General features: G+C 67.7%; 16 protein-coding genes. 12 read left to right on the forward strand and 4 right to left on the reverse strand.

Features of this window, described 5'->3' with window-relative positions:
* Positions 1-39: 39 nt before the first annotated feature.
* The 3 genes from IEJ03_RS15055 to IEJ03_RS15065 all read left to right on the forward strand — a co-directional run bounded on the left by IEJ03_RS15055 (position 40) and on the right by IEJ03_RS15065 (position 2,523).
* Positions 40-729: a response regulator transcription factor gene (locus IEJ03_RS15055; protein WP_192035608.1), complete on the forward strand. Its 690-nt coding sequence runs from the start codon at positions 40-42 to the stop codon at positions 727-729.
* Positions 726-2,132, forward strand: a complete 1,407-nt coding sequence (locus IEJ03_RS15060; RefSeq protein ID WP_192035609.1) for an ATP-binding protein — start codon at positions 726-728, stop codon at positions 2,130-2,132. The genes IEJ03_RS15055 and IEJ03_RS15060 overlap by 4 nt, the downstream gene beginning before the upstream one ends.
* 85 nt (positions 2,133-2,217) lie before the next feature.
* Complete coding sequence (locus IEJ03_RS15065) at positions 2,218-2,523, forward strand: hypothetical protein (protein WP_192035610.1); 306 nt, start codon at positions 2,218-2,220, stop codon at positions 2,521-2,523.
* A gap of 149 nt (positions 2,524-2,672) precedes the next feature.
* Here the strand turns inward: IEJ03_RS15065 and IEJ03_RS15070 are convergent, their stop codons facing one another.
* Entirely contained in the window at positions 2,673-3,707 is a 1,035-nt protein-coding gene (locus tag IEJ03_RS15070) for a D-alanyl-D-alanine carboxypeptidase family protein (protein WP_347400984.1), read from the reverse strand.
* 267 nt (positions 3,708-3,974) lie between these two features.
* On the opposite strand from IEJ03_RS15070, the gene IEJ03_RS15075 reads away from it, so the two are divergent.
* Positions 3,975-4,190, forward strand: coding sequence for a DUF2061 domain-containing protein (locus IEJ03_RS15075; protein WP_192035611.1), 216 nt, complete (start codon positions 3,975-3,977; stop codon positions 4,188-4,190).
* Between the two features lie 197 nt (positions 4,191-4,387).
* Here IEJ03_RS15075 and IEJ03_RS15080 read toward each other — a convergent pair whose 3' ends face one another.
* Entirely contained in the window at positions 4,388-6,169 is a 1,782-nt protein-coding gene (locus tag IEJ03_RS15080) for a methyl-accepting chemotaxis protein (protein ID WP_192035612.1), read from the reverse strand.
* A 254-nt stretch (positions 6,170-6,423) separates the two neighbouring features.
* On the opposite strand from IEJ03_RS15080, the gene IEJ03_RS15085 reads away from it, so the two are divergent.
* Complete coding sequence (locus tag IEJ03_RS15085) at positions 6,424-7,008, forward strand: hypothetical protein (protein WP_192035613.1); 585 nt, start codon at positions 6,424-6,426, stop codon at positions 7,006-7,008.
* On the opposite strand, the gene IEJ03_RS15090 is transcribed toward IEJ03_RS15085, so the two are convergent.
* Positions 6,999-7,421 carry a hypothetical protein gene (locus tag IEJ03_RS15090; RefSeq protein WP_192035614.1) on the reverse strand — a complete coding sequence of 141 codons (423 nt, stop codon included), beginning with the start codon at positions 7,419-7,421 and terminating at the stop codon, positions 6,999-7,001. The two genes, IEJ03_RS15085 and IEJ03_RS15090, sit on opposite strands and share 10 nt — an antisense overlap.
* 272 nt (positions 7,422-7,693) lie before the next feature.
* On the opposite strand from IEJ03_RS15090, the gene IEJ03_RS15095 reads away from it, so the two are divergent.
* The 7 genes from IEJ03_RS15095 to IEJ03_RS15125 all read left to right on the forward strand — a co-directional run bounded on the left by IEJ03_RS15095 (position 7,694) and on the right by IEJ03_RS15125 (position 15,453).
* Positions 7,694-8,602, forward strand: coding sequence for a 3-keto-5-aminohexanoate cleavage protein (locus tag IEJ03_RS15095; protein ID WP_192035615.1), 909 nt, complete (start codon positions 7,694-7,696; stop codon positions 8,600-8,602).
* The gene (locus IEJ03_RS15100; protein ID WP_192035616.1) at positions 8,599-9,570 is read left to right on the forward strand and encodes an L-carnitine dehydrogenase; all 972 of its coding nucleotides are present in this window, start codon (positions 8,599-8,601) and stop codon (positions 9,568-9,570) included. Before IEJ03_RS15095 ends, IEJ03_RS15100 begins: the two co-directional genes overlap by 4 nt.
* Complete coding sequence (locus tag IEJ03_RS15105) at positions 9,570-10,037, forward strand: thioesterase family protein (RefSeq protein ID WP_192035617.1); 468 nt, start codon at positions 9,570-9,572, stop codon at positions 10,035-10,037. Before IEJ03_RS15100 ends, IEJ03_RS15105 begins: the two co-directional genes overlap by 1 nt.
* A 104-nt stretch (positions 10,038-10,141) precedes the next feature.
* Positions 10,142-11,077: an alpha/beta hydrolase fold domain-containing protein gene (locus IEJ03_RS15110; protein ID WP_192035618.1), complete on the forward strand. Its 936-nt coding sequence runs from the start codon at positions 10,142-10,144 to the stop codon at positions 11,075-11,077.
* 204 nt (positions 11,078-11,281) lie between these two features.
* Complete coding sequence (locus IEJ03_RS15115; RefSeq protein ID WP_192037358.1) at positions 11,282-12,889, forward strand: BCCT family transporter; 1,608 nt, start codon at positions 11,282-11,284, stop codon at positions 12,887-12,889.
* Positions 12,890-13,144: 255 nt separating this feature from the next.
* Entirely contained in the window at positions 13,145-14,152 is a 1,008-nt protein-coding gene (locus IEJ03_RS15120; RefSeq protein ID WP_192035619.1) for a GlxA family transcriptional regulator, read from the forward strand.
* Positions 14,153-14,232: 80 nt separating this feature from the next.
* Positions 14,233-15,453, forward strand: coding sequence for a TauD/TfdA family dioxygenase (locus tag IEJ03_RS15125; protein ID WP_192035620.1), 1,221 nt, complete (start codon positions 14,233-14,235; stop codon positions 15,451-15,453).
* Between the two features lie 153 nt (positions 15,454-15,606).
* Here the strand turns inward: IEJ03_RS15125 and IEJ03_RS15130 are convergent, their stop codons facing one another.
* On the reverse strand, positions 15,607-16,545 hold the full coding sequence (locus tag IEJ03_RS15130) for an ABC transporter substrate-binding protein (RefSeq protein ID WP_192035621.1): 939 nt from the start codon (positions 16,543-16,545) through the stop codon (positions 15,607-15,609).
* Positions 16,546-16,558: the final 13 nt, after the last annotated feature.

Below are 16,558 nucleotides of genomic sequence, written 5' to 3' on the forward strand. Positions count from 1 at the left end.
GATCGCCAGACCGCTTCACGGTATCTACAGGGAACACGCATGCGAGTACTGCTGGTCGAGGACGACCCCAGCCTGGCCTCGGGCATTCGCCTGGCGCTGAAATCCGAACACTACACCGTCGATGTGCTGGGCGATGGCCGCTCGGCGCTGGCCACTCTCCACAATGGCGAGCCCTTCGACGTGGTGATCCTCGATCTGGGCCTGCCCCGGCTCGACGGCATCAGCCTGCTCAAGCAATTGCGTGAACGCGACAACCCGGTGCCTGTGCTGGTACTGACTGCCCGGGACGGCATCGAGGATCGCATCAACGGCCTGGATGCCGGGGCCGACGACTACCTGGTCAAGCCCTTCGAGGTCGCCGAACTCAAGGCGCGCCTGCGGGCGCTGCTGCGGCGCAGCCACGGCCAGCTGAGCAGTGCCCTGGAGCTCCACGGCATCCGCCTCGACACCGCCGAGCATCGGGTCAGCTACCAGGGCGAGCCGATCAACCTCTCCCGGCGAGAGTTCACCCTGCTACAGGAGTTTCTCAGTCATCCGGGGCGCGTCTTCACCCGCGACACCCTGGCCAGCCTGGTCTACGGCTGGGACGAGGACGTGGAAAGCAATGCCATCGAGGTGCATGTTCACCACCTGCGCCGCAAGCTGTTCCCGAGCCTGATCCGCACCGTGCGCGGCATCGGCTATGTGCTCGACAAGCCCGGCGACCGTCCAAGTGGCAGCGCCTCATGACCTCGATTCGCCGCCGCACCCTCGGCCTGGTACTGCTGGTATTCGCCGTCAGCATGCTGGTGATCGGCCTGACCAGCTATCGGGATGCCACCCACGAGGTCGAGGAGCTGTTCGACGCCCGCCTGGCGCAGAACGCCCGGCTGATTCAGGGGCTGATGCAGGCGCCTCTGGCCAGGGAGCAACGCGCCGGGCTGCTCGATAGCCTGGACCGTGCCCTGGCCCAGGCGGACAACGCCGACATGAGCGTCGCCGGGCACCGCTACGAGAGCAAGCTGGTGTTCCAGGTCTGGCAGCGGGACCGGCTGCTGCTGCGCTCGGCGCGGGCCCCGAGATCGCCGCTGGAAGCGAGTCGCGACGGCTACGGCAGCGCCGAGATCGGCGACTTCGCATGGCGCATCTTCGCCCTCACCGCTGCCGACGCCCCTGGATCGCCGGGGCTCAGGGTGGTGGTGGCGGAGCGGGAGGATGTACGAGGCGAGCTGGTGACCCTGATCGCCCTGCGCACCCTGCTTCCCGACCTGATCGGGCTGCCAGTGCTGGCCCTGCTGCTGTGGTGGGCGATCGGCTGGGGGCTCAGACCGCTGTCACGCATGGCGCAGCAGATCCGGGAACGGGACCCGCACAACCTCAAGCCACTGATGCTCGCCCCCTTGCCCCGGGAACTCGCCCCCATCACCGGCGCGCTGAACCGGCTGCTCGAACAGATTCGCGGCCTGCGTACCCGAGAGAAGCGCTTCATCGCCGATGCCGCCCACGAGCTGCGAACGCCACTGGCCGTGCTCGGCCTGCATGCGCAGAATGCTCGCGATGCCACCGATCCCGGCGACCGCCAGGAGTCGCTGGATCAGCTGCAGGCCGGCGTCGAGCGCGCCACCCGACTGGTCTCCCAGCTGCTGATGCTCGCTCGACTCGACCCGGATCAGGACGCCGATCATCCGCGCCGACGCGTCGACCTGCTCGGCGAGACTCGCGAGGCCCTGGCCAAGCTCACGCCGCTGGCCGGCGAAGCGGGGATCGAGCTGGCGCTCGAGGCCGACGAGGCCCGGGACTGGCCACTCACCACCGAGCCCGGCTGCGTCGATACCCTGATCCAGAATCTGGTCGGCAATGCCCTGCAACATGCCCCGTCGGGCACCACCGTGCGGGTGAGCCTCGGCGCCGAGGCCGGGCGCTACCGGTTGACCGTCGACGATCAGGGGCCGGGCATTCCCGCGGCCGAACGCCGGCAGGTGATCGAGCGCTTCCATCGTGCCGGTCCCGGCGCCGGGGCGGGCCTGGGGCTGTCCATCGTCGACCGGCTGGTGGAGCGCCACGCGGGAGAGCTGACCCTGGAGGAGGCACCGGGCGGCGGCCTGAGGGTGAGAATTACCCTGCCAGAGGATGCCAGTCCGGCGCTTTGCTGACATAAGGCTGTCTTAAGATGGTTGTTATAGTCTGAGCTCGTTCATTCTGGACGCTTTCCTGACATGCCATCTGAGGGGCCGTCTCATGTCCGCATATGCCATCTCCAACAATAACCCCTGGCAACTCACCTCCCTCTTTACCCCGTCGCTGCCCACCCCCATCGGCCTGGGCCTCGCCTGCCTGGTGCTGCTGGTCGCCGTGCCTCACCAGGGCCTGTTCCTGATCGACCCGACCCTGATCGCCCTGCTGGGTGTGGGCTGCGCCGTGATCTGCCGCGAGGTGCGTCATCGGGGTCTCCTCTGCCCGTTCTGCCCGATCTTCGCCGAGGAACTGCTGCAACTGACCCTGGCGAGCCTCGGCACCCTGATGGTGCTGGCACTCCTGCTCTGACAGTGCCGCAGGCGCCTGGGCCATCCCCCTGGCGCCATCCGCCGGCAACCACACCATATAAGACGCCACATAAACGAAAGCCCCGCCGTGTGTGTCTGCACACGGCGGGGCTTTCGCGTGATGCCTCATAATGTGAGGGCGTTCTCCGCCTAGCGCGGCGACCCTTCGGCGACTCTCAGTGCCCAGGTGCCACCACCGTCGCCCTGGGCGTTGCGCTCCATCAGGGCACGGATCGGGTCCGTCGAGCCGGCGGTCAGGCTGACCGCCGGCTCGGCCGCCACCGAGGCCAGCAGGGCCGGCATGGTGGAACCGTGCGGATCGACGGCCAGCGGCGGCAGCGAGGCGATGGCTCCGGAGATATCGGTATCCGCCAGCCAGTCGCTGCGCTCCCGCAGGCCAAGGCGAGCGAAGCCGCGATCGAGCAGGTCGGCCATGTGGGCATCCCGGGAGCGGGAGGTGAAGCCGCCCATCACCACGGCGATCAGGCGCCGTCCGTCGCGCACGGCAGAGGTGGCGACATTGAAACCGGAGGCGCGGATGAAGCCGGTCTTGAGGCCATCCGCCCCGGCATACTGATCGAGCAAGCGATTGTGGCCGCGGTGGCGCTTGCCGCGAAACACGAACTCGGTTCGCGAGAACTCGCCATAGTAGCTGGGGAAGTCCCGCATCAGTGCCACGGCCAGGGTGCCCATGTCCCGGGCGGTGGTGACCTGACCCGCGTCGGGCAGGCCGGAGGCGTTGCGGAAACGGGTCTTGCCCAACCCCATGGCCCGCGCCCGGGCCGTCATCAGCTGGGCGAAGGCGGTCTCGCTCCCTCCCAGGGCCTCGGCCACCACCACGGCGACGTCGTTGGCCGAGCGCACCACCAGCGCCGGAATCACCTCCCGCACCAGGATGCTGTCACCGGGCTCGAGCCACAGCTTCGAGGCCGGCATGGCGGCGGCGTGCTCGGACACAGGCAGGGCGTCGTCGAGTCCCAGCCGCCCCTGCTCGATGGCCTCGAACAGCAGATAGAGGGTCATCATCTTGGTCAGCGAGGCCGGATAACGCTGTGCCTCGGCATGTTCGGCATAGACCACCTCGCCGCTGGCGGCATCGGCGACCAGACCCGCATAACGCGGATTGCCGGCCTGGGCCAGACTGCCCCACAGCATCAACCCCATGGCCGTCATCATAACCAGCATGAAGCGCGACATCCCATACCCCGCCCCGACCCGGGTGGCGGGCCGCCTTGTTGTTATATCCCGCATGCTTGCTTTCCCCTGAAGATCCCTGCTGTTTCCAGCGTCCCTGACTCTTCTCAGTATGCCGATCGCCGCCGACCTGTCCACTGCCTTGCTCCCGTCACGGACTAACCATAGTCAGGCCCTATGAGAACCATCACCACCGACACCTTTAAAAATGAGAATCAATCTCATATATTGACCCAAAACCTCATCGGAGAGTCCGACATGATCAAGACCGCCACCTTCGCCGTCGTCCACTTCTCCGTGGCCTTCACGGTGACCTACCTGCTGACCGGCAGCTGGGTGCTGGGCGGCGTCATCGCCCTGACCGAGCCGGCCGTGAACACCGTCGCCTACTTCTTTCATGAAAAGGCCTGGGAGGTGGTCAAGCGCCGGCGGGCCAGCGACGCCGCTCGGCCCCCCGACGCCGCCATGGCCTGAGGGGCGGCACCAGCATGACCGGCATTGTGCATCCTCGCGGCCATGCTAATGCTGCCCCATGACGAGCGCCTGTCGCCCCGCCAGGGTCCCGGTAAGACAGGCCCCGGCACGAAAAAGGCGACCGCCCGAGGGCGGTCGCCTTTTTCGTGATCACACATCGGGACCTGTCCGCCAGGACCCTCCTCACTAGAACTCTACTAGAACTCTTCCCACTCCGGCTCGGGTGCACTGCTGGCGAGGCGCCGCGGCGCCGGCGTTCCCCGGTACTCTGCGGCGGGCGGCAGGGCCCGTTCCGCTGCCTCGCGGGCGGCCTTCGCCGGGACATCGCCGAGCTGGAAGGCGGCCATCAGCTCCATCAGCTTGTGGGCGCGGCCCTTGAGGTTCTTGGAGGCCGTGGCGCTTTCCTCCACCAGGGTCGTATTCTGCTGGGTGACCTGATCCATCTGGGTCACCGCCTCGCCCGCCTGCTGCACACCGTCGCTCTGCTCGGCGGTGGCGTTGCTGATCTCTTCCATCAGGTCGGTGACCCGCTTCACGGATTCCACCACCTGCTCGGTGGTCTTGCCGGCCTGGGTGGCCAGCGCCGTGCCCTGCTCGACCCGCTCCCGGTTGGCGGTGATCAGGGTATTGATCTCCTTGGCCGCCGCCGCGGAACGGCTGGCCAGCTCGCGCACTTCCTGGGCGACCACAGCGAAGCCCCGGCCGTGCTCGCCGGCACGGGCCGCCTCCACGGAGGCATTGAGGGCCAGGATATTGGTCTGGAAGGCGATACCGTCGATCATCGAGATGATCTCGGCCACCTCGTTGGAGCTACCGTCGATGTCGCGCATGGTCTGCACCACCCTGGCGACCACATCGCCACCCTCCTCGGCGACCTGCGAGGCACTAGAGGCCTGCTGGCGAGCTTCCATGGCGTTATCGGCGTTCTGCTTGACGGTGCTGCCGAGCTCCTCCATGGCCGCGGCGGTCTCGGCGAGCGAGCTGGCCTGCTGTTCGGTGCGCGCGGACAGCTCGTTGTTGCCTTCGGCGATCTGTTCGCTGTTGCTGGCCACCGACTCGGCAGACTGACGCACCTCCAGTACCGTCTTCTGCAGCCGCTCGGCCATGGCCACCTGGGAGGCCATGATGCTGCGCCGATACTTGGGCTTGAGGGTCACCCGGCGCGTCAGGTCGCCACGTCCGACCGCCTCGGCGAAGGCCTTGACCCGATAGGGCTCGGCGCCGAACTCGCGCAACAGCAGATTGGTCAGCAGGCTGGCCACCAGCCCCCCGATCACCAGGGCGCCGAGGCACAGCACCAGCATGGTGATCTGGAAATTCTCGGCAATCTGCCGGGCGAAGCCGGTCTCGGTCTCGTTGAGGCGCTCCTGCAGGGTGATGAAGACATTGATGGTCTCGAGCCAGCGGCTGAAGGCCGGAGCGGCCTCCTCGAGCAGCACCCGCTGAGCACCAGCGGCATCGCCGGCCTGGCGGCGCTCGATCACCTCGGCGATCAGCGGCATGGTGGTGGCCTCGACCGCCTGGATGTCCTTGAGGGCCTGGCGCTCATCGGCAGTGAGGTCGTCACGCTGGGCGAAGATCGCCTGCATCGCGTCGGCGGCCTCGCGATAGTTGCCCTCGAGTCGCTCGATATCGGCGAGCACCGGCGCCAGCCGGGCATCCTCATCGATCAGCACCGCGTCGCGCACGGCGATGGCGCGATCGTGAACGCTGCCCCGGAAGTCGATGGCGTGCTGCTGCTTGACGCTGTTGACGTCGTTGATGACCTTCAGGCTGTCATCGATCAGATTGACCTGGCGAATGCCCTCCGCGGTCAGAATGACCATCAACAGGAGGACGCTGGCGAAGCCGGCGATCATGCGGGAACGAATCGTCGTCCCCCGAAGCCACGAAAAGATGGTTTTCACAGAGCAGTTCCTGTCTGGCGAGTCGAAGAAAGCGCAGGCACCGGGGACAGCTCCCTTGTCCGGACGCAGCATTATTCTGTACACAGACTAATTTAAGTATAGCTATTGTACAAACCTAACCTGCTGCTCACTCCGTCGTGCACGATGCACTCGCGGGTATGGCGTCTCAGACCATCGGCCGCGGGCAGAGAAGCTTTAAGGGCAATGCCCCGACAGGCCCCGATTCATCGATCCTCGGCCGCACCGCGACGGGCTGCCGCGCCGCAGGGCGATGCCGTATGCTTGGGCGCGCAATCGATTACCGACGAGCTCGACGGGAGACGAGAATGAACGGAAGAAGGCGCGCCACACTGGCTCTGACGCTGGGCCTCGCCGGCGGGCTGGCCACACCGGCCATGGCGCTGATGTACAACCAGCAGGACGTCGAGGCGGCCGGCCACTGGCAGTCGATGACGCTTAAGCTCGGGGAGGAACGCACCTACCGCGCCAGCAACGGCTACGACATGCCGGGTACGGCCTTCTCGGTGGACTTCGCGCCCCCCGAGTGTCGGCCGCACCTGGAGCTGCGGGTCGAGATGGGCGAGATCGCGAGCCGCGACGAGACGCTGAGCGCCGACGGCGCCCTGCGCGTCGACCGGGCCACGCCCCACGGCGGTCCGGCGACGCTTGCCAAGGAGCGCGGCGATAGCGGCGCCTATGTGAGCTTCACCACCGCCGCCCCCTATCGGCTGCTCCACGAGCTGCATGTCGGCGACACCCTGCGCGTCCAGATCGATGACGGCGTCGAGCCCTGGTACCTGACCTTCCAGCTGCCGGGGGCCGCCATCGCGCTGGACCGGGCGGCACGGCAGTGCCAGGAGGCCATCGCGCCACAAGAACCCGCCGAGCAGGCGCCCAGCGCCTACTTCTGATCGCTGGCCGTCGCGGCGCTGGCCGAGGCGGGATCGACCGCGAGAGTCACCGAATAGCGGCGATGGGCCTCGCAGTCGTCTGCCATGAAGGTGCAACCGCCGCCGTCACTGACCTCCAGGTACCAGCGACCCGCCGTCAGCCGGCGGGCCAGGCGAAAGTTCTCTCCCTCGCCGCTGCGCCAGTCCCGAGCCACCACTCGCCCCTTGGCATCGAACAAGGTGGCGTCGGGATCCAGGGTCCAGCCACTGGCCGGCGTCTCGCTTTCGAGCATCACCCGCGCCGGAGCCGCCAGGGTGAAGGCGTAGACGTCGACGCCCGGCCCCAGCCAGCCGTCCCGCGACTCACCGGGCACCAGCAGGATGGCCCGCGCCTCACGGGTCACGGGCGTGGCGCAGCCTGCGATCGTGCCCATTAGCACCAGTCCCATCAGTGCAAGCCCTGCCAGTGCTAGCCCCGCCAGCGCTCGCCCTAACGACGACGGAACCGCCGGTCTACGCCACCGCTCAGCCCGCCTGCCCATCGCGCGCTCCTCTCGAGGTGTCTCCGCTCAGTCTAGCCCCCCGCTCAAGTGCAGGGCGAGACCAGCGACTGTCGCTTCATGTCAACTCAACGACGCTTTACGCACATGCTATGCCCCGGGAATCGCCCAGACTGAGGGCATATTCAACAACGGAGCCGATGACCATGAACCGCAATGTCATCATGACCTGTGCCATCACCGGCGCCGGCGACACCGCCGACAAGAACCCCAACGTCCCGGTCACGCCCAAGCAGATCGCCGACGACTGCATCGCCGCCGCCAAGGCCGGCGCCAGCGTGGCCCATATCCACGTCCGCGACCCCGAGACCGGTGGCATCAGCCACTCCACCGAGCACTTCCGCGAGGTGATGGAGCGGGTCCGCGAGGCGGACACCGACATCGTCATGAACATCACCGCCGGCGGCGGCGGCGACTGGATTCCGGATGCCACGGACCCGACCCGCGGCGGCCCGGGCACCGACATGCAGGCCCCGGCCGAGCGTCATGCCCCGGTCGGCGAGCTGCTGCCGGAGCTGTGCACCCTGGACTGCGGCAGCCTCAACTTCGGCGACATGGTCTACATCAACACCGCCGACTGGCTGCGCGAACACGCCCGCCTGGTGCAGGCCGCCGGCGTCAAGCCGGAGCTCGAGTGCTTCGACCTGGGGCATGTCTGGTTCGCTCGCCAGCTGCAGAAGGAAGGCCTGCTCGACGGCGACCCGCTGTTCCAGCTGTGCCTGGGCATCCCCTGGGGCGCCGAGGCCGACACCGAGACCATGCTGACGATGCGCAACAAGCTGCCGGAAACCGCCAACTGGGCGGCCTTCGGCATCGGCCGTCACCAGATGCCGATGGTCGCCCAGGCGATGCTGCTCGGCGGTCACGTCCGGGTCGGCCTGGAAGACAACCTCTACTTAAGCAAGGGCGTGCCGGCCACCAATGCAAGCCTGGTCGAGAAGGCCGCCGGCATCATCGACAACCTGGGCGGGCGCGTCATGACCCCGGCCGAGACTCGCGCCCACCTCAAGCTTCGCGACCCCAAGACCGGTCAGATCGTGGGAGGTGAAGCATGAGCCAGCAACCTTCCACGAAGAAACTGGCCGTCATCGGTACCGGCGTGATCGGCAACGGCTGGATCGCCCGCGCTCTGGCCAACGGCTGGGACGTGGTCGCCTTCGATCCGGCCGAGGGCGCAGAGGCCCGCACCCGCGCCTTCATCACCAACGCCTGGCATTCCCTCGAGAAGGACGGCCTGGCCGAAGGGGCCTCCCAAGAGCGCCTGCGCTTCGCGCCGAGCCTCGAGGCCGCCGTCGAGGGCGCCGACCTGATCCAGGAGAACGTGCCGGAGCGCCTGCCGCTCAAGCAGGAAATCCTTGCCGCCATCGATGCCGCCGCGGAAGCACACGTGGTGATCGGCTCCTCCACCTCCGGCTTCAAGCCGACCGATCTGCAGAAGGACTGCAAGAAGGCACCGGGGCGCGTGATCGTCGCCCACCCCTTCAACCCGGTCTATCTGTTGCCGCTGGTGGAGCTGGTGGGTGGCGAGCACACCTCGCCGGCACTGCTGGAAGGCGCACGTGACGACTATCAACGCCTGGCCATGCGCCCGCTGATCGTGCGGCGCGAGATCGAAGGCCATATCGCCGACCGTCTGATGGAAGCGCTGTGGCGTGAAGCCCTGCACCTGGTCAACGATGGCGTCGCCACCACCGAGGAGATCGACGCCGCCGTGGTCTATGGCTGTGGCCTGCGCTGGTCGCTGATGGGCACCTTCCTGACCTTCCACCTGGCCGGAGGCGAGCAGGGCATGCGCCACATGCTCGAGCAGTTCGGCCCGGCGCTGAAGCTGCCGTGGACCAAGCTCGAGGCCCCGGAGCTCACCGACGAGCTGATCGACAAGGTCGTCGAGGGCTGCGAGTTCCAGGCCGCCGGTCGCCCGGTCGCCGAGCTGGACCGTCGTCGCGACGACTTCCTGGTCGAGCTGCTGGCCCTGACCCGCAAGTACTGGCCGGAGGCCGAGGGCCTCGAGGGCCGCATCTGATGCAGCTGCTCGAGCTCACGGTGCCTAACGAGTGGGTCGACTACAACGGCCACATGAACGACGCCGAGTATGCCCGCGCCTTCTCGATGGGGGTCGAGGCGCTGATGGCCCACATCGGGCTGGACGGCGCGGGTCGCGAGGCTCACGACCTGACCATCTACACCCTGGAGACGCACCTCTGCTATCGGGCCGAGGCGCATGAAGGCCAGGCGCTGAAGGTCGAGGTGCTGCTGCTGGACCATGATGCCAAGCGCCAGCACGTGCTGTTCACGCTGACCGACGCCGACGGCAACACCGTCGCCACCAGCGAGCAGATGCTGATGGCGATGAGCATCAGTGGCGGTCGCCCGACCCCCTGCCCGGAGGCCGTCGCCGAGCGCATCGCGGCGCTGCCACAGCCGGCCAGTGCCGAGGAGTGGCCCAAGGCTGCCGGTCGTCGTATCGGCATCCGCCGCAAGACCGCATGATCATGGCCTGCCAAGGCGCCATTGCATGACCCCGACACCCTGCCAGCCCAGCTGGTGGGGCGTTATCGTCTGTGCCTCAGCGAGTTTCAGAGATGAGTGCTCCCATGTCCCTTTCTCCCATCACCTGCCATGACTTCATCGAGGAGTTCGCTCAGGGCATGGCCAAGCTTGAAGGCCTGTCGGTCGCCGAGAGCCGTCCACACTGTGAAGCGCTCTACGCCCGACTGGCGGCACCGATCGCCGATGGCGTCGCGGTGCGCGACGACAATCTGTGCTCCGATGATGGCCATACCATTCCCTTGCGCCGCTTCACCCCGCAACCTGATGAATCGCGCAAGGATGGCCGTGTCGTCTATCTGCATGGCGGCAGCTGGCAGGTCGGCTCGCTGGATAGTCATCAGGGCGTCGCCTCGAGCCTGGCATCGCAGCTCAGGCGTGAGGTCGTCAGCGTAGATTATCGGCTGCTGCCGGAGGCGTCCTATCAACAGGCGCTGATGGATTGTGATGCTGCCGTGCGTAAACTGGCGCCGGTCGCCGTGGTGGGCGACAGCGCCGGCGGCCGTCTGGTCATGGATGTCTCACGCCGGCATCGCAAGGAATTCAAAGCCGAGGCTCTTCACGACGAGGCACCAGCGCCCTACGTACTCGGCCTCATCTATCCGCCGATGGACCCGGTGTTGAGCCTCGCCGCAGATGACTTCACCACGCTGGGCCCGACGGCGCCACTGCTCAGCCGCGAGGAAATCGTCGCCATGTGGCAGCTGGTGGCCGAGGGCGATCCCTCACGCAGCCATGCGATCACCCCGGCGCACTCACGGCAGGCACCGGCTGAGTCCATCGAGGTGCTGTCCGTCGAGCACGACCCGCTCACCTCACCGCTTGAGGCAGCCGTCGCGACCTGGCGCCGCCAGGACGCGGATGTCGGCTATCACTGCTCGCCCGGCATGGTTCACGCCGCGCTGCATGCCCATCACGAGCTGCCCGAGATGCAACAGGCCTGGCAGGCATTCTGTACCGGGCTGCGAGGGCACCTGGCATAACACTGGCCTGTTAGAATGGCGCCCGCTGACGCCCAGCGGCGCAGACGGCGCCGCCCGGGCGCCTTGATATTGGTGGCGGCCTTCGCGGCCGCCTCGGGATCGCCGGCCCGACGACCGGCCAAAGAGGATAACGCTATCGCTACTTCAACTCCCCCCTCGCCTACCCGACGGGGCAGCCATGAGGTGGAGACCTCCACCGACTACATGGTGACCGAGCTGTCCCAGGGCGGCTTCTTCCGCGGCATGCACAAAGGCATGACCATCACCGCCTCGCTGATGGTGATGGGCTTCGTGCTGTTCACCGCCGTGATGCCCGATTTTGCCAGTGGCCTGTTCGGTACCACCCGTACCTGGATCGAGACCACCTTCAGCCGCTACTACCTGATCAGCGTGGTGGTGATGCTGGCGGTCTGCGGTTATATCGTCGTCAGCCGCCATGGCAGCGTGCGCCTGGGCCCCGACGACAGCCGCCCCGATTTCAGCAACTTCGCCTGGTTCTCGATGCTGTTCTCGGCCGGCATCGGCATCGGCATCCTGTTCTTCGGCGTCGCCGAACCGATCTTCTACTTCGACAACACCGGCGCCTTCGGCTACCCCAACAACCCCCATGCCGACATGGCCGGCGCCACCGCCATGGCCCATGAGCGCGCCATCGACGCCCTGCGGGTCTCGGTCTTCCACTGGGGCCTGCACGGCTGGGCGATCTACGTGATCGTCGGCATGTCCCTGGCCTACTTCGCCTACCGCAAGGGTCTGCCGCTGGCGCTGCGCTCGGCGCTCTACCCCTTCATCGGCGAGCGCATCTTCGGCCCCATCGGCCACACGGTGGATATCCTCGGCGTGCTCGGCTGCGTGTTCGGGGTCGCCACCTCGCTCGGGCTCGGCGTCAGCCAGATGGCCGTGGGCCTGGAGCGCCTGATCGGCACCGACCCGGGGCTCAATACCCAGCTGGTGCTGATCGCCGTGATCTCGACGTTGTCGATCATCTCGGTGGTCTCCGGGGTCCAGCGGGGCATCAAGATCATCTCGGAGATGAACATCTGGGTCTCGGTGGCCGTGGTCGGCACCTTCCTGATCGGTGGGCCGACCCTGTGGCTGGTGAGCGCCTTCGGCGAGACCGTGCTGGACTATGCCCTCAACTTCATCCCCATGGGTCTGTGGTTCGCGGAAGATGAGGGCACGGCCCAGTGGCAGCAGGGCTGGACCATCTTCTACTGGGGATGGTGGCTGGCCTGGGCGCCGTTCGTCGGCATCTTCATCGCTCGCATCTCCCGCGGCCGTACCCTGCGCGAGTTCGTGCTCGGCGTGCTGCTGGTGCCAACCCTGATCATCTTCGTGTGGCTGATCATCTTCGGCGGCAACGCCCTGCACCAGGAACTGACCGCCGCGGGCGGGCCGGGCAGCGCCGGCATCGTCGAGCTGGTCAATGCCTGGAACCTGCCGGCCGCGCTGTTCGCCACCGCCGATGGCATCGCCGGTGACGGCACCTTCGGCTGGGTGCTGTCGGCGCTGATGGTGTTCCTGCTGATGAGCTGGTTCGTGACCTCCTCGGATTCCGGCACCCTGGTGCTGACCACCATCCTGTCGCTGGGCAACGAGGAACCGCCCCAGCGCTTCCGGGTCTTCTGGGGCACGGCGATCGGCCTGGTGGCCGCCGTGCTGCTGGTGGCCGGGGGCCTCAAGGCCCTGCAGACCGCCCTGATCGCCGCGGCACTGCCGATCAGCGTGGTGATTCTGGTGATGACCGCCGGCGTGCTGGTCTCGCTGTTCCGGGAATCCCGTGAGGATCGTCGGGCCGTCGAGGCGTCCTGACGCCTCTGGCCCCGATCGAGGCGACGACACGGATGTCGTCGACTCGGCCATCGCACTGCTTTCCCTCTCCTCCCTTACTTCTCCCCTCTTTTCTCTTTCCTCCCCTTTCTCTTCTTTCCCTCGCGCCCGCGTGGCCTCTCCGACCCATTACGGTACACTCCCCGGCATGTCGAGCAACGCTCCCAGGCGATCTCCTGTCCTTGTGACCGAGCCCTTGCGACCCAGCCCCTGTGCCCCAGCCCTTGTGACCGAGCCATGCGACTGACCCCAAGCGTGCCAAGCCCCGAGCGCCTCGGCTTCCTGCTGCTGCCGCGCTTCGCCATGGTGGCCTTCTTCTCGGCCATCGAGCCGCTGCGCATCGCCAACCGCATCAGCGGCCGGCCGCTGTTCCAGTGGGACGTGATCAGCCGGGACGGCGGGCCGGTGACGGCCTCCAACGGCATGGCCCTGGACGCCGGCTACAGCCTGTCCAACGCGCCCCTGACCCCGAGCCTGGCGGTCTGCTCGAGCTTCGCCCCCGATGAGGCCATCGACGAGGTTCTGCTCGACTGGTTGCGGGCGCGAGCCGCGCACGACTGTGTGCTGGGCGGCATGGATACCGGCTGCGTGGTACTGGCCGCCGCGGGCCTGCTCGATGATCAGACCGTGACCCTGCACTGGGAGTCGCTGCCCGAGTTCCGGTCGCGCTTTCCGCGGGTCGATGCCGTGGAGTCCCTCTACGAGGTGACCCCCGAGGGCTTCTCCTGCGCCGGCGGCAGCTCGTCCATCGACATGAGCCTCGACTTGATCCGTCGCCGCCACGGCGATGCCCTAGCCGAGCGGGTACGCCACCAGCTGCTCCACGATCAGGGGCGTCGCCCCGCCAGCCGCCAGCGGGACCCGCAGATGCCCGAGGACCCGCGGCTGACCCGCGCCCTCGCCCTGATGGAGGCCAACCTGGACACGCCGCTGGGCATCGGCGAGCTGGCCGATGCCCTGGAGGTGTCCTGGCGGCGGCTGGACCGGCTCTTCCTGCGCCAGCTGGGCACCTCCCCCCAGCGCGCTTATCTCGCACGGCGCCTGGGCCATGCCCACCGTCTCCTGCGGGAGACCCGTCACAGCGTGATGGAGATCGCGCTGGCCTGCGGCTTCGGCTCGGCCTCCAGCTTCACCCGCGCCTTTCGCCGCCATCACGGCCTCACCCCCAGCGCGCTCAGGCGTCGCGAGGCGGATCGGGCGTCGCAGGAGGCGCCTTCGGACCCCGAACTGTCGAATCGTGCATAGTCGGCGTCGAATCCGGACGCTCCCCCGGCCGCCCACCTTGGCATCCTAGCGCTCATCCACACGCTGCCAAGGACATCCCCATGACCGACCTGCCGATCACTCCCGATTACGATGCCTGGCCCGTCGAGGTCGCCCTCGAGGGCGTGTCCGCGACGCCCCGCGTGCTGACCGTTCACTGGCAGGACGGCCGAGTCAGCCGTTATCACAGCATCTGGCTGCGTGAGAACGCGGGCGACGACACCACCGTCAATCCGGCGACCCGGGAACGCATCCTGGACCTCTCCCGCCTGCCCGCCTGGCCGGAGATCGCCGGCGCCGAGATCGACGCCGCCGGCGCGCTGTGCGTGACCTTCGCCCCCGAGGACCGCCGCCTGCGCTTCCACCCGGGCTGGCTGCGTGCCCACGACTATGACAACGCCCCCGACCCCGAGGCGCCGCTGGTGCCGGTCACGACCTGGCAGGGCGGCCCCGACGCCGGTCCCGACACCCTCGACGCGGAAGGCCTGCTGGACACGGCGCCCGGCAGTGACGACGAAGAGGCGATCCTCGCCCCGGCGCTGGAGTCCGTGCTCGGCAAGGGCCTGGTGCGGCTGCGCAACATGCCCACCGAACCCGATTCGCTGAAGGCCATCGCCCAGCGCATCGGCCCGATCCGCGACACCAACTTCGGCGGCCTGTTCAACGTCAAGGCCAAGCCGGATCCGGACTCCAACGCCTATACCTCCATCGCCCTGCCACCCCACACCGACCTGCCGACCCGCGAGTACCACCCTGGCCTGCAGATGCTGCACTGCCTGGAGAACAGCGTGGAGGGCGGTCAAGCCGTGATGCTCGACGGCTTCGCCGTGGCCGAGGCACTGCGCGAACAGTACCCCGAGGCCTTTGCCACCCTGACCCGGGTGCGCTGGCGCTACGCCAACACCGCCAAGACCACCGACTACGTCTGGCATGAGCCGATGATCCGCCTGGACGCCCGGGGCGAGCTGCTCGAGGTGCGCATCGCCGACTTCCTGCGCGGCCCCCTGGATGCCGCCTTCGAGGATATCGAGCCCGCCTACGAGGCGCTGATGACCCTGCAACGGCTGCTGCGCGACCCGGCCTTCGCCATCCGCTTCACCTACCGGCCCGGCGACCTGGTGATCTTCGACAACCGCCGCCTGCTGCATGCCCGCGACGCCTTCGAGGGCCAAAGCGGCCATCGCTGGCTGCAGGGCTGCTACGTGGAGCGCGACGAGATCCGCTCCCGCTACCGGATGGTAAAGCGTGCCCAGCGCCGCCGGCAGCTGACCGCCGAGGCCTGAGCCCCGCGCCGCTCCGGCCACGCTCCGGCCACGCTCCGGCCGGGGCGGTCGCGTCAGCCAGACAGCAAAACGGCCGGTCCTCTGGACCGGCCGTTTCTTGATGGCGAGACCGGTGTGCCGGCCCCGCGGGGTGGTAACGCTCCGTCGACGGGCTTACTCGAAGTGGGCGCGCACCGCCTCGATCGCCGGTCGACCGTCCTTGGCCTTCACGCCCTCGAGCCAGGCCGCCACGGTCTCGGTGTGGCTCGCGATCCAGTCGGTGGCGACCTCGTCGGCGGGGACATCCTCGTAACTGTAGGCATGCACCCAGTCGTTCTGGTCCTGGGTATCGACCACATACTGGCTCATGAAGCGGTGCAGGTCGGGATCCTCGTCCTTGAGCGACGCCGGCACCACCGTCCAGACCGTGCTCTCGATATCGGCCACCCCGGCGCCATCGGCATCCTTCAGGTAGACCAGGTCATAGCTGACGTTCATCCAGTGCGGCTCCCAGCCCACGAAGGTCACCCACTCCTGGTCGCGCATCTTCTGCCCGGCCTGGGCCAGCATGGCCGCGGTGGAGCTGCCACGCAGCGACCAGTCGCCGAGCCCGGCCAGGTCCTGATCGATGGCATTCTGGATGGCGGTGTTGATGCCGGTGCCGGCCTCGATGCCCTGAATCTGGCCATCGAAGCGGTCGCGGTGTTCATCCAGATCGGCCACCGTCTCGACGCCCGCCTCATAGACATAGCGAGGGACCACCAGGCCCGAGGTCGCGCCCTGGATATTGGCGGCGACCTTTTCCACCTTGCCGTCGGCCACCAGCGGTTCGACCATGTCCGTCTGCACCGGGTACCAGCCCCCCAGATAGACCTCCAGATCGTTCTGGGCCACGCCATTGAGGATCACGCTGACCGCCAGGTTGTTCTGGCGAGTCTCATAGCCCATCGCTTCAAGCAACTGGGCCGCGACCTCGGACTTCACGGTCACCCCCGGCCACGGCGGCACCCCGAAGCGCACTTCATCAATATCCGCCTGAGCCGGCGCGGCCACCAGGCCGGATGCCAGCAGCGCAGTGGACAGAAGGGGGGAACGCAGGTGGTGACGGATCATGAAGGATTCCTCT

The organism is Halomonas sp. YLGW01, assembly GCF_014840935.1.
GTDB lineage: Bacteria > Pseudomonadota > Gammaproteobacteria > Pseudomonadales > Halomonadaceae > Onishia.